General features: G+C 50.4%; 9 protein-coding genes. 1 reads left to right on the top strand and 8 read right to left on the bottom strand.

Features of this window, described 5'->3' with window-relative positions:
- Nucleotides 1-31: 31 nt before the first annotated feature.
- From HI950_RS14690 to HI950_RS14680, 3 genes are all read right to left on the bottom strand, one after another.
- Complete coding sequence (locus HI950_RS14690) at nucleotides 32-907, bottom strand: carbohydrate ABC transporter permease (protein ID WP_223285283.1); 876 nt, start codon at nucleotides 905-907, stop codon at nucleotides 32-34.
- A 21-nt stretch (nucleotides 908-928) separates the two neighbouring features.
- Nucleotides 929-1,690 carry a carbohydrate ABC transporter permease gene (locus HI950_RS14685; protein ID WP_223285282.1) on the bottom strand — a complete coding sequence of 254 codons (762 nt, stop codon included), beginning with the start codon at nucleotides 1,688-1,690 and terminating at the stop codon, nucleotides 929-931.
- Nucleotides 1,691-1,890: 200 nt separating this feature from the next.
- The gene (locus tag HI950_RS14680; protein WP_169084990.1) at nucleotides 1,891-3,225 is read right to left on the bottom strand and encodes an ABC transporter substrate-binding protein; all 1,335 of its coding nucleotides are present in this window, start codon (nucleotides 3,223-3,225) and stop codon (nucleotides 1,891-1,893) included.
- Between the two features lie 784 nt (nucleotides 3,226-4,009).
- Between HI950_RS14680 and HI950_RS14675 the strand changes: the two genes are divergently transcribed.
- Entirely contained in the window at nucleotides 4,010-5,356 is a 1,347-nt protein-coding gene (locus tag HI950_RS14675) for a lytic polysaccharide monooxygenase (protein ID WP_411268096.1), read from the top strand.
- Between the two features lie 140 nt (nucleotides 5,357-5,496).
- Here the strand turns inward: HI950_RS14675 and HI950_RS14670 are convergent, their stop codons facing one another.
- The 5 genes from HI950_RS14670 to HI950_RS14650 are packed head-to-tail and all read right to left on the bottom strand — an operon-like array spanning nucleotide 5,497 to nucleotide 13,544.
- Nucleotides 5,497-7,809, bottom strand: a complete 2,313-nt coding sequence (locus HI950_RS14670) for a DUF4962 domain-containing protein (protein ID WP_169084992.1) — start codon at nucleotides 7,807-7,809, stop codon at nucleotides 5,497-5,499.
- Nucleotides 7,806-9,890: a heparinase II/III domain-containing protein gene (locus tag HI950_RS14665; RefSeq protein WP_169084994.1), complete on the bottom strand. Its 2,085-nt coding sequence runs from the start codon at nucleotides 9,888-9,890 to the stop codon at nucleotides 7,806-7,808. Before HI950_RS14665 ends, HI950_RS14670 begins: the two co-directional genes overlap by 4 nt.
- Nucleotides 9,887-10,654, bottom strand: a complete 768-nt coding sequence (locus HI950_RS14660; RefSeq protein WP_169084996.1) for an SDR family NAD(P)-dependent oxidoreductase — start codon at nucleotides 10,652-10,654, stop codon at nucleotides 9,887-9,889. Before HI950_RS14660 ends, HI950_RS14665 begins: the two co-directional genes overlap by 4 nt.
- A 2-nt stretch (nucleotides 10,655-10,656) precedes the next feature.
- Entirely contained in the window at nucleotides 10,657-12,513 is a 1,857-nt protein-coding gene (locus HI950_RS14655; protein ID WP_169084998.1) for a cache domain-containing sensor histidine kinase, read from the bottom strand.
- Nucleotides 12,510-13,544 (bottom strand): response regulator, encoded by a 1,035-nt coding sequence (locus HI950_RS14650; RefSeq protein WP_169085000.1) that lies wholly within the window; start codon nucleotides 13,542-13,544, stop codon nucleotides 12,510-12,512. The genes HI950_RS14655 and HI950_RS14650 overlap by 4 nt, the downstream gene beginning before the upstream one ends.
- Between the last annotated feature and the right edge of the window lie 85 nt (nucleotides 13,545-13,629).

The following is a 13,629-nucleotide window of genomic DNA, read 5'->3' as shown; positions in this document are numbered from 1 at the left end:
TGCAGGGGTTTTTCGCCTCTCTTGTGACCAATCAACCTTTGATTGCGCCCTCCGTCAGGCCTTTCTCAATAAACCTTTGAATAAACAAGTATATAATGAATACGGGAATGACCGTAAGGGAAACGGCGCTGGCCATAAGTCCAAAATCGGTTCCGTATTGTGAACTAATCTCATTTAATAGCGCAACGATCGGACGTACATTTTCCTTGTTCACAAAAATTAACGAAGAGAACAAATCGTTATAGGACCATAAAAATACGAAAATACTGGCTGAAGCAAATACCGGTCTTGAAACCGGTAAAAATATTTTCGTAAACATAGAATAGCGATTGCATCCATCTATAAAAGCCGCTTCCTCTAAATCCTTCGGAATGGTGGCCATGAATCCGGCAATAACAAGCGTCGCAAAAGCTAAATTGCCCGCGGTTTGAGGAAGTATCAGTCCCAGGTAAGTATTAACCAGCTTCCATTTGATAAGAATCTCATATACCGGTACGATAGTTGCAAACGTAGGTATTAATAGCGTTGCGACAAGTAAGGAGAAAATAACGTTTCTGCCCCGAAAACGGAATCTTGCGATTACATAGGCTGCCAAACCGCCAAATACTAATACGAGCAGCACGCCGCTCACGGACATAATCAAGCTGTTCATATAGCTCTGTCCCATATTGATTCGGTCAAACGCGTTCTCATAATTGATCATAACGGGATTTGACGCGAAGGCAAACGAATTGTTCATAACATCTCTGGATACTTTAAACGAATTGTTCACGACCCAGAACAACGGATAAATGGTCGTTAGAGCCCATAAGCTCAAGCAAAGGTATACCAAAATATCGCTAGCTGCAAAACGTTTTTCGATTGTCGCTTTCTTCCTTTTGCGCGTCTCCATATTCATTTGCTGCATTTCCGTCCCCCCTTTCCACCGTTAGTAGGTAATTTCTTCTCTTTTGAGCAAACGATTCGTAATCACCGACAGCACTACGCCAAATACAACAATAAAAATCGCTACGGTAGAGCCATAGCCGAAGTTCAAATCAATCAGCGCTTTTTTGTACATGTAGGTTCCAAGCACTTCCGTGCCGTTCTGTCCTCTTGCCAAAATCCAAATGAAATCAAATACTTTGAGCGTACCGGTAATCGCCAGTATCAAGACGACCTTAATATCGCTAACAATGAGCGGGATCGTTAGATACACGGTCTTCTTTATGCCGGAGATGCCTTCGATCCTCGCCGCCTCGTAAAAATCGGAAGGAATTTTGGACATCGCAGTAAGGAACAAGATGAAGTAAAAGCCTACGTAATGCCATACCGTTGGAACGGCGATCGCCCGCAGCGCGCCTGTCTCGCTAAGCCACAAGATTTTTTCAAATCCCAGCTTAGCCAGCGCACTGTTTAGCAAACCGAACTGGTAGTTGTAAATCAATACGAACATCAATGAGATCGCTGCGCCGGAAATGACGATTGGGAAAAAAAATACGGTTCGGAAAAATGTTTTTCCCCACTTCATGCTATCCACCATAACGGCTAATACCAATGCAATGCCAACTTGGAAAATAACAACATAGAGCATGATCTCTAACGTGTTAAGCGTTGCTGCACCCAGCATTTCATCCGAAAAAAGCCGTTTGTAGTTTTCAAATGCTACGAACTTCTTATCAAAAAAACCGTTTGTCCGAAAGAAGCTCAAATATATACTTTTAAGAAAAGGATAATAAATAAAAATCGACATTAAAACCGCAGCCGGAAACAAAAATAAAAAGATATACTTCCTATCGCCCTTCATACAATCACCTACGGTGTAAGTTTTTTTGATCTTGAAATGATATCGCCGCCCGTACAAGTAGAGGGGCGGCGGGTATCATTTGGAGCATCATTGATTCATTTCGCTTACTTATTCGCATCCTCGATTTTCTTAGCAGCCTCAAGCGCCTCTTTCGGCGTTTTCTCACCCGTTACGATAGGTTTAATAAATGAACGAATCGTTGTGAACGTTTCAGGAGACATTTTGCTGTCTACTGGCATGCTGATTGACGCAGCCTTAGCAGCCATTGCAAATCCGTCAAGAACAACCTGCGGGTGGCCGGTTACTTCTACGTCAGCTGCTGGCGTTCCGCCATTGGCTTGAGCGATCGTTTGGATGCTCGTTTTGGATGTAACATGCTTCAACAGTGCGATAGCTGCATCCTTTTTCTTCGCGTCGTCGAATGTTTTTTGAGCGAGATAGAAGCCAGTTCCGAATCCGCCTACGATATCGTTGCCGCTTCCCTTACCGCCAGTAATGGCAGGGAACGGGATTACTGTTGTCTCGGCTTTACGCTCGTCGCTCATGCCGCCAATTGCCCACGAACCTTCAATCAGCATTGCAGCAAGGCCTTCATAGTAGTAGTTCTGAGCCATTCCAAGATCGATTGTTGCAGCATCCTTAGGGAAGCCGCCAAGATCATACAGTTCTTTCAAGCCCGACAAGCCGAGCTCCCAGTTTGGATCTATTCCGTCTTTTAAACCTTTTGCTTGGCTTTCAGGACCGGCAGCAGCCAAAATCGAATGTTCGATCAGGTAGTGCGATTGGTCAAATGGCGCCGAGATTGGAATGATTCCTTTAGCCGCGAAAGCTTTAACAGCTGTTTTCAGCTTTTCCCAATCTGTAGGAAGCTCAACATTGTTGTCTTCAAACAGCTTTTTGTTTACGAACATTCCCTCGTAGAAGCCTGTTACAGGAATGGAGTAGATTTTGCCGTCCGCTTGTTTGGCAAGCTCAAGCGCATCAGGGATGAAGCCGCCTTTCCATTCTGGATCTGCGTCCAGGATGTCGTTCAACGGCACGGTTTTGCCAGCGTTTACAAAGCCCTCAGCATCTTTGCCGATAAAGTAGAACAATAGATCCGGCTCGTTGCCGCTGTTCATATCCGTGTTCACTTTTGTTCTGAAGCCGTCATCATTCGCAGACATAATATCATTTTCAACTGTAATATTAGGATTCGCATCCGTAAATTCCTTCAGAACCTTCTCGAAAGCTACTTTACCAGGGTCCGTACCGCCGAATGTGGAGAATACACGAAGCTTAACCTTTTCTGCCTCTGGCGCTTTTGTCGCTTCGTCAGCTGGCGTCGCGCTTGGCTCATTGCTGCTGCCGGCCGTATTGTTTCCGTTGTTGCCGCATGCCGACAAGATCAAGACGCATATGAGCGCTAAAGACAAAAACCATTTTGAATTTTTAAACATTTTTGTTATTCCCCCTTAAAATAGTGTTATTTTAGCAGTCATGAATTCTTGCTGTTACTAAAATTTTATGGGATTGTTTAGTTCATTTCAATGGGGCAATTGGTAAAATAAGGGGTTAATATCTCTCGAAACAGGGGTAAAAATATGCGGCTTTGAGGGGTCAAGGGGTAAAAAAATACGATGGAACGGGGGCAAGAAAAGTCTTTGTGAAAAAGCAGCCTTCGATCCTTTCCAAATCCGTCTTAAGCGGAATCGGCTTTCTATCACGTAGTTTGGCCTAATGCTTTCGAACTTTTTTGCTATTTATGATTAAAAAGACCTATTGTAATTCGGAGTATCATTACATTAAACCTTGTGATTCGCTAATCAAGTTTCAATCAAAAAGCCAATGGCTGCGCACAATCGCCTAATATTTATGACCATTTTTTTCTTGTTAATGACGTCATAAATCATGATTTTGATTAAATAATCCAAAATACTCTCATAATTATAAAAAAAGTGTAGTACACTGATTTCAGTCGCAGCTCCAATGACAAATATGTCCAATCCCCTCCGAGAATGATCCTACCGGTAAATCACACGGCTTCGCCAAATGGCCTTTTCATCGCGTTACATTCCTATTTCCGATCTTGATATGAACTCAATATGAGTTTATATATACAATTTTCATAAGAAGGGAGGCTTTGTTCCCCCATCAACGGTAAGGTTTTTCGAGATGTATATTCGCTATTAGTTTAAGCGCTTATACATATCGGCAACACCCAATTTGAAGGAGGTTAATTCATTGTCAACCATTCGTTTGCCCCATTTTAAGGTGAAAAATTTCCGCACTTACTTGAGCATTATGATTATTACCGCTCTTGGATTGACGCTTTTCTCGCAACAGCTTTTTGCCCATGGCTACGTTGAAGGGCCTGCGAGTCGCGCCGCCCTCTGTAAATCCGGCCAGAACACAGATTGCGGAACGATTGTCTATGAACCTCAAAGTCTAGAAGCGCCTAAAGGGTTCCCTGCTGCAGGGCCTGCAGACGGCAAAATCGCGAGCGCAAATGGAGCATTCCCGAAGCTTGACGAACAATCGGCTACACGCTGGTCGAAAGTGAACATTTCCTCCGGTCAAAATACATTTACTTGGAAGCTTACCGCCAATCATTCAACTGCTAGCTGGAAATACTATATTACGAAGCAAAACTGGAATCCGAACGCTGCTCTCACACGCGATTCCTTTGATTTGACTCCATTCTGCTCCGTCAACTACAGCGGACAACCGCCGTTCTCCTATTCGAACACCTGCAACGTGCCTGCCCGCACTGGTTATCAAGTCATTTTAGCTGTTTGGGAAATTGCCGATACCGCAAACGCTTTTTACAATGTGATTGATGTCAATTTCAGCGGAACCAATCCTGGCGATACGCAAGCGCCCACTGCACCTTCTTCCCTAACGTCGCCTGCCAAAACATCCACCAGCGTATCCTTGGCATGGAATGCTTCATCGGATAATGTAGGCGTTACCGGCTACCGCGTTTTCAATGGCTCTTCCTTAGTCGGAACGGTGTCCGGTACGACGCTATCCTACAATGTTACAGGGTTAACAGCTAACACTGCATACACCTTCAATGTTAAGGCAATAGATGCTGCGGGCAATGCGTCAAGCGCAAGCAACTCTATTTCGGTCACTACGAATGCTCCTGTCGGAAACGATACGCAAGCACCGACTGCACCTGGCGGACTGCATGTGATGGGAGCACCGACCTCATCAAGCTTAATGCTGATGTGGAACGCTTCAACAGACAATGTGGGCGTAACCGGCTATAAAATCTATCGGGGCACAACGCTAGTAGCAACCGTTGCTGGCACTGCAACCTCTTATACGGTAACCGGGCTTAGCGCAAGCACGACTTATACGTTCAATGTGCATGCAATCGATGCTGCAGGCAATCAATCCGCTGCCAGTACCATAAATGGCACAACCGCAGCCGCATCCTCCGCTCCTGCATGGGCACCTAATACGGCTTATACGACTGGAGCCCTCGTTACCTACAATGGTTCCTTGTATGAATGTCGGCAGTCGCATACTTCAATTGTAAGCTGGGAGCCTTCAAATGTTCCCGCGCTTTGGTTGTTGAAGTAGTCCCTGCACCATCATGAAGAAAGACCGGCAACGAGCCTATTGACTCGTTGCCGGTCTTTCCCTCGTTTTCTCTTTCTGCTTGGCTTTCAAATTGAAAGTTTCTAGTTCACTAGATTTTAGATCAATTAGAGACATGCTTCTTAATAAGCCTTGGATACTTCAATCTTCTGCGTGATGCCGTGTTCATTCGTAAAATAGATATGGACGCCGTGATCCTGATCGTCGAGGAAATAAGAAACGTACTTTTCCTCGCCCTTCTTCATCGGTACGAGCAGCGTTACGATGCGGTGGCTTGTAGCTGCGTTTGTACTTGCGCTCAAATGCCACTGATTATCAAGCCCTTCCAGCTCAACGGGATCGACATCCGTAAACTGATCATGCTGCGTTAGCGTCATGCTTCCCGATGAGCAGTAGACGAAACGGCCGTCCATGTCCGCTGCCTTGCCTCTCACGCGGAAGGTATGCTCCGACAGCTTCATCTCGTACATCGTGTGCATAAGCCAGTCAAGCTTGCCAGGCTGTGACAAATCTACATAATCGACGATGACAACGTAACCTTGATTGAAGAAGTACAATTCTCTTATGTACCGCTCCAAATAAGGGACATTCGCTTTATACGCTGCCGTCGCGTTCATTCTCGCAAAGCCGCGGCCTCCGCCCTCTGCCGAGTAATAGGCATCCTCTATATTTCCGCTCGCTTCCATGCATTGCACTTTGTTTTTGCCGGCATATTGGCCCAGGCCGTCGATCAGCAAATTGTTGGTCGACCGCGTCTGACGGCGCCAGTTCATATGCATCGTACTGCCGAAGGCGACGTAATGGCCGCTCTCTATCGCTAGCGGCTCGCCATAAGCATGCAGCAGGAAGCCATTCTGATCGCCATGGCTGTGGCTGATGGAGCCGTATCGGCTGCTCTTTGCCAGCAGCATAATATGCTCCTGCGGATCGTCCATCCGATGATGCATGGCAACCCAGCCGATATCGCGGAACCATTTGACCGGCGCAATGGCTCCTTCTGCTGGGGCAATCGCTTCAACTGCCGGATAATCATGTCTATACAACAGCTCATCGAAGCGAAAATCCCACCAGCCGTAATTATAAAACTTCGAATCCGCGTCCTTGTCAGCTGCGGCTGTCTGCTCGTAAAACCACTGATAAAGCCCATTGCCGCTCAGGCCCGCGAATTGGCGGACGTTAAAGCCGGTCTTCAAGCTCGTCGGCTCTCCTAAAAAAGATTGGTCGCCGAAGCTAGCGCGAATCGTGCCTGGGCTAGCGCAATAGAGCGGAAAGTCGCCTGTCTTTGCGAAGAACGGCCGCTTAAACAGATCAATTGCCGTATAGCCGCGGATGAGATTGATCGCATCGATAACGAAAGCGAGCCCCGTCGTCCAATAGAGCGGCCCTTCTGCCCAGCCGCCGTCCTCCCCTCCCCATGGCGAATATAGGCAGGAGTAATATTCCAGCGTGTAATCGAGCCACTCCTGCGCCCTCGGCTCCTCATGAAGCAGCGCGATGCATGCTGGCGTCAGCACGGACGATAAAGAACGCACGGCATGGCTGTCATAAGGTACGTGATGGATTTTGGAGCGGTCGATGACATGCTGGGCAACCTGCTCTGTTCTACGAAACAGATTGGCACGCACAGCTTCCCGCTCCTCATCGGATAGATAGCCATGCAGCCAGTCATACCCCCATGCAACCGCTCCGGCAATCCGAAACGCTGCCTCATCGTTGTAATCGCGCGAGGTCGTCCCTTCCGTATCCCAGCGGATGACATGGAGCAGCCAGCTTTTCGCCTTCTCAATCATTTCCTCATCCTGCATGATGACGCCCGCTACGCTTAGGTGACGAATGGCATAAAGCGTCTCCTGACAATCCATATACATTTTGCGCCATAGCTTCGCGACCCGCTTGTTGTCCGGATAACGCTCTGGCTCGGCGACCAGCTCTCTACAAAGCCATGGCTTAACAGATTGTTCATAAAAGGCGTCCCAGCCGCAATAAGCCTCATCCTTCGCCAGCTCCGAGCGGAATGCCGACAATTGCTCCGGCCCGAGCCATAGTCTGGGGTGAGCCGCAGTTGTCTCCGCATATCGGTCTGCTCTCGCTCGCAGCGGCGTCTTGGGCAATTGTTCCGGCACGATAAACGAGCGAGTCTCGCTCCAACCAATCTGGGCTCCCTCCACCTCTGGCTGCAAGGAGTAACGCCAATAGTAGCGGCCAGGAGCAAAGAGATGATCCGGCGTGTACAGGTTATAAGGAATCGATTGAACCGTAACCGTCTGCTCCTCGTCGAACGAGTCGGTCATCGCATATTGCAGCACATATCGGTCATCGTCCAGCCTGGCCGGCATCCACGTAAATCGAGGGGGATTCTCCAGCAGCATCGTTTGCTCATTCGGCTCATAAGGTACGGACAGCTTGCCGCTGAGCGGCTCAAACAGCTTGTTCATCGCAGGTTCCCTCTCTCCTTCAGACCGTCGTCGGTAAGCTCATAAATTTTGCTTGCCGCAGCATCCTCACCACTGAGACTAACGAGCAGCTCCCCCGCTTCCGTCCACCGCAGCTCCGGCGCCTCGTTGCCGCATGCATACACAGCGATAAAACGGACACTGTCGCCGACTTGGCGATGAAGCAATCCCTCGGCCATGCGCGACGGATTGTCAGCAATTCCCGGCGACAGCACATGGATGAGCGATGCTCCAGCGTCTGCCCAAAGCGCCACAGACACAGCTTCCGGCGTTGAATGCCCTCTGAGCATCTCCTCCTGTTTAATTCGGAACTCAAAAGCGCGAGAGAATGCCGCATCATGGCGAAAGTTAGCTTGAACATAAGAGTAGCCGTCGTGCTCGCCAAGCGGCATCGGCAAGGAAGCGCCGCCGTTAAGGCTATGTCCCGCTTCGATGCTCGTATCACCATTCCCAATATAATGGAACCACCAATCAACCTGCTGCGGCTCCTCCAATCGCACCTCAAACCAATCCAGCACCCACCATTCATTGACCAGCACATGGCGATCAAGAATAGCTCCTTCATAGGCATTGCTCGTGCGAATCCATCCGTATGAGCGGTTCTCTGCCATTTCGTATTTCAAGCAGGCACCCTGCGCTTCAGACTGCGAGCGGCCTCCGATACTGACCGTATTATGGGATGCAGTATGCGGGTACCATTCCTTCTTTAACCGGGAGCCGTACGGCACGGTGCCGCGGTCTGGCGAGAGCGGATACGAGCGGTGGCTGAGCATGAGATTTAGCTTGTCATAATGACCATGCGAGCCGCCGTGCGAGCCAAAGTCGAGCAGGCATGACAGCTTGTTGCCTTCATGCGCGAGCATGGCAAAGCCGCTGCTTTCCAAGCACACCGATTCCACATGAGCCTTCCTTGCTTTTATGTCTAAATCCCCCGTTCCATATAAAACAGCCTCCAGCCCTCCGCGGAGATGATCCTTTGGTCTAAGCTGTCGGCAGACTTCTCCGAGCAGCGGCAGCACAGCCTCATCGCCATAATGCGTCAATCCGATCTCAAAAATCTCGGCAAGCTCCCTTGCATAAGGCTCGCGCCGGTAAGGCCCATCATGCAGCGCTGGCAAAGATCCACCCGCGTCCGCCAGCTGAGCAAGCACGGCCAGCATGCCTCTTAATGTCTGTCCCTGCTCGCCGCTATATTGGTACAAGTCCTCTCCGAATCTTCGAGCCATTTCGGCGCTAATAAAGTACGCCCTCAATACAAAAACATGATAATAGATGCTTCCCTCAAACTCCAGCTGGTCAGGCTTCACCGCAATCGATAGATGATGGCGGAAGCCTCCCTCGGCATCCAGCTGCGCCAGCAGCTTCTCCTGTTCGCCGCGAGCCGCATATACGCATGACAATGCTGCGTTCAGCCAAGCTGTGTAATTGTTCTCGGGATTTCCCCGCTCGCTGGTCAGTATCGCATGATATTCCAGCATGCTGCTCTCCAGCATCGCAAAGAACGTGCGAAGCGTCGCGTCCGCAGCTTTGAAGGAAATTCCTTCGTCCACGAGCAGCAAATACGCTTTTATGATCGTTGTCGCCCATATCGCTTCCGTTAGCGCTTGATGAAAGGCTCTGCCTTTCAGCATCCATGGCGACGCGTCCGGATGAACCGGGTAATGCGGGAATTGCTCCGCATACTTGATGATGATCGCGCGGCCAAGCTCCGCATAGCGGCTCTCGCCTGTAGCGGCATATACCGCTGCCGCTTGCAGCGCATGCCTTGCTAGCGACTGATGCTTGAACACAAGCCACGCTCCCCGATATGGCTCGCCGGTAAGCTCACAGCCATAAGGACAGGAATAAGCAGTAGCATCCTCTTCGAGCGGATCGAACAGCAGCTCCGAATGATGGACAGGGCATACATAGCTATGCCACCAGCCGCCCGGCTCCTTTGGGATGCTTGGCTCATGAATACTCTGCTGGCCGGCTGCATCGATCACCTGATCCAGCTCAGCCGCCAGCTCCTTCAGCGCATCCGCGCACCAACCGTAACGCTCAGCCTTCTCCCGGATGCTCATCGCATGAACATGCCTCCGTTTATTTCGATCGTCTCTCCCGTCAAATAGGAAGAAAGCTCCGATACGAGGAACAGCACTGCGCCAGCTACATCCTCCGGCGTCCCTTCCCGTCCGAGCGGAATACTCTGCACCGTAGCCTTGCGAGCGGCATCCGGCGTAAACGTATCGTGGAACGCCGTCTGTCCGATGAAGCCCGGCGACACCCCATTTACCGTAATGCCGCTGGCGGCAAGCTCCTTGGCAAGCCCTTTCGTATACGCAAGCACGGCTGCCTTGCTCGCCGCATAGATGGACGCGCCTGGCCCGCCGCCGTTATGCGCCGCGATCGACGTCATATTGACGATGCTTCCGCGCCCCTTCGCCTTCATGCCGGGAATGACGTATTTGCTGACGAATACGGTGCTTTTCAGATTCACGTCCATTACCTTCGTATATAAGTCCTCCGTCATTTCCTCATTCGCCAGACGCTGAACCAGATGCCCTGCGTTGTTCACAAGCAGGTCGATGCTGCCTCCGAAATAAGCTTCAACTGACCGTATCATGCCTTCGATCTGCTCCGGCTTTGTCACGTCTGCCTGGAACGCCTCCGCTTCGCCGCCTGCAGCGCGAATAGCGGCAACCGCTTCCTCTGCTCCCGTGCGGCTGTTCAAATAATTGAGCGCAACCTTCGCACCGCTTGCCGCGAGCATGCTTGCTACCCCCCGGCCGATTCCTCCCGAAGCTCCAGTTACGAGTGCGATTCTCCCAGTAAGATTAATATTCATCGTTAATGCTCCTCCCGCAGCGGCTCTCTAAAGCCGCCGCTATATTGTTTAGGCATGGACATGATGATCCTCGTGCCTTCATTCTGCTTACTCTCGATCGTTAATCCATAAGCCTCGCCAAACACCATCTGGATACGGCGATGCACGTTGACGACGCCGATCCCGCCTTTTCGCTTGAACTCATGGCCATCATCGGCAAGCCGATTCTGCAGCAGCCGCAGCCGCAGCTCCTCAACCTTTGCCGCAGTCATGCCTGAGCCGTTATCCTCTACAACGACAAGCAGCTTATCGCCCTGCTCCATCGCATCGATGCGTATCGTATGACGATCGTCCATCCCGTCAGGGAATGCATGCTGAAAAATATTTTCGATCAGCGGCTGCAGCGTGAGCCGCACCATTTTCGCGAGCAGCAGATTAGGCGGAATCGCCACATCGATCTCAAAGTCACGACCGATTCGATGCTTTAATATGATCATATAATTGCGCACATGGTTAAGCTCATTCGCGATTGTAATTTCCTCAAGATTCGTTTGAACCGAATAGCGGAGCATAAAGGCCATGCCTTCTACCATCTCCGATATTTCCGCTGAATCCTGCACGATCGCATAGCAATTAATCGTCTCCAGCGTGTTGTATAGAAAATGCGGATTGATCTGCAGCTGCAGCGCTTGGAACTCAGCCTTTTGCCGCTCAAGCTGGTTGTCCTGCAGCTCTAGCTGCGTCTTCTGGTTGTGCAGCTCCGTATCGTAGACGCGCTCGATCATCTCCGACAACCGGCTTACCATCAGGTTATAGCTATGGATGAGTCCGCCTATTTCGTCCTCCCTGGGCTTCGTCTCGATGCTCATCCAATTGCCCTTCTCCGTCTCCCGCATCCCATTTTTCAATATTCGGATGGGGTTTACGACGGATCTGCCAAACCTTATGGCGAGAAACAGCGCAATGACGAGCGTCACAAGACCGACCGTAATCGTTGTCGAGCGGATGTTCGAGATCGGATCGCGAAGCTCCTTCAGCGGCATCGAGATCGCGAGGCTCCATCCCGAATAATCGGACTTTCGCGAGATGATCATCGTTGACTCCCCGTTCACTCGCTCGGTGAATCGCTGATCGCCGCCTGCTACTAAGCGCTCCGGAATATCCGATTCCAGCAGCGCCTTCATCGTTTCATTTTCCGGAGCATAGATTACCTTGCCCTGGCGGTCGAGGATGAAGAAGAAGCCCTGCTCGCCAAGCTCGACCTGACTCCATAGGCTGCTGAGCTGCTGCTCATTGAACTCAATGGCCAGCACGCCCTTTGGATTGTATGACGAATAACCCCGGATTTTGCGAGCCAGGGTAATGACCTTGTTCTGATCCTTATCGAGCAGGCTTGTCTTCAGAATCGCGATCTCGCCGCTGGCTGGCGTCTTCTCATTGAGCTCCGCCAGTCGTGCGGACGGATCGAGCGACAACGACGAGAAGCTTTGATTCTGGTCAAAAATAGACCGTCCATGATACCCGAGTATATACATCATATGAATTTGCGTCGGGTAAGTAATGAACACCTTTTCGAAAACTTCCTTGCGGATCTGGCTTGTGAACTGGTAATATTCGTAGCTGTCGGACGGATCCATATCGAGAAATTTTTTCACGAGCTTCTGGGATAAAATAGAGTTGCTCACCCGCTCGAAGGTAGCCAGATGATTATCGGTCTGCATCGCCGCATTATCGATAACCGTCGTCATATATTTTTCAACCTGCTTATCGATCGCTCGCGACGACTCCACGTACGAGAAGATGCCAACCATCGACAGCGACAGCAAAATCACGATAAAAAAGTAAACGAACATTTGGCGCGACAGACTCTTCCTCATCATTCAATCCCCAGCGTCGCCCGGTATTCCGAGGGCGTATAGCCCGTAAACTTCTTGAACGTCTTCGTAAAATGCGGATGGTCCGCATAGCCGACCTCATATGAGACATCCGTTATTTTGTGATGCGGAGCGGCAAGCAGCTTCTTTGCCAACTCCATCCGCCGCTTGATCCGGTAATGCACGAACGTCTCGCCGGTCATCTGCTTGAACAGCTGGCTGAAATAAGACGCATTGAGTCCCAGCATATCGGCAACTTCCTCCAAGGACAGCTCCTTGGAGAGGTTGCGCTCAATATACGCCTTCGCTTCCTCGATAGGCTCCCTCGCAAGACCCTTGCGCTTTGCGCGAATGAGCTTCATCAGCTCTTGTACCGATTGCTCGAACCCTTCAAAGCCGCTATGCCGCGACGCTTCCGCTAGCAGCTCCTCACACTCCACCTTATAAACATCGCGCTTATTAATCTGCTTGACCAGCTTGGCTAACAGCTCGTGCAGCAGCTGTTCCTGCTGCCGCTCGTCAATTCGGCGCGAGCCGCAATAAAGGCGCATCTCCTCTGTCGTTTCTCGAATCGCTTCATCCTTTAAATGCCAGATCGCCTCATCCAGCCGCTCCAGCCATTGTTCTGAGCTGGACAGCGGAATGTAAGCGTGCTCAATGTTAACTGCAAGGCCCGCGAGCAGCTTGCTGACTGCGCCCTGCACGCCAGCCTTCGTTACAGGCTTCAATAAATATTCCTTCACGCCGTATGACATGCACTTCTGCGCATATTCAAAATCGCCGTAGCCCGAAACGACGACGATCGGTATGTCGCCATACTGCTCCTGCATGCGCTGGCATAGCTCAAGGCCATCCATGCGAGGCATCCGAATATCGGTGAATAGGATAGTAGGCCTGCTGCTGCGGATTTTCTCCAAAGCATCTACGCCGTTCTCGGCCGTATCGGTATGAATGATAGAGGAATCAGCTTGCTGGATAAGCTTCTCGAGCCCTTTGCGAATCATCGGCTCATCGTCGACCACGAGTATACGGTGCATGTAGCTTTCCCCCTTCGGACTGGATGCTCCCGCAGCCAGCTCTTAAGCTAGCTGCGAAGAGTCCTCATGTATCCTCATAGTAAAG

Source organism: Paenibacillus sp. PL91, from assembly GCF_012935325.2.
Lineage (GTDB): Bacteria > Bacillota > Bacilli > Paenibacillales > Paenibacillaceae > Pristimantibacillus.
This window is presented reverse-complemented; position numbering and strand designations above follow the sequence as displayed.

What these genes read in the sequence shown, in the direction of transcription:
- HI950_RS14670 (WP_169084992.1), bottom strand. Translation starts at nt 7,809, where the DNA reads ATGAACAAGCTGTTTGAGCCGCTCAGCGGCAAGCTGTCCGTACCTTAT.
- HI950_RS14655 (WP_169084998.1), bottom strand. Translation starts at nt 12,513, where the DNA reads ATGATGAGGAAGAGTCTGTCGCGCCAAATGTTCGTTTACTTTTTTATC.
- HI950_RS14650 (WP_169085000.1), bottom strand. Translation starts at nt 13,544, where the DNA reads ATGCACCGTATACTCGTGGTCGACGATGAGCCGATGATTCGCAAAGGG.
- HI950_RS14660 (WP_169084996.1), bottom strand. Translation starts at nt 10,654, where the DNA reads ATGAATATTAATCTTACTGGGAGAATCGCACTCGTAACTGGAGCTTCG.
- HI950_RS14680 (WP_169084990.1), bottom strand. Translation starts at nt 3,225, where the DNA reads ATGTTTAAAAATTCAAAATGGTTTTTGTCTTTAGCGCTCATATGCGTC.
- HI950_RS14665 (WP_169084994.1), bottom strand. Translation starts at nt 9,890, where the DNA reads ATGAGCATCCGGGAGAAGGCTGAGCGTTACGGTTGGTGCGCGGATGCG.
- HI950_RS14690 (WP_223285283.1), bottom strand. Translation starts at nt 907, where the DNA reads ATGCAGCAAATGAATATGGAGACGCGCAAAAGGAAGAAAGCGACAATC.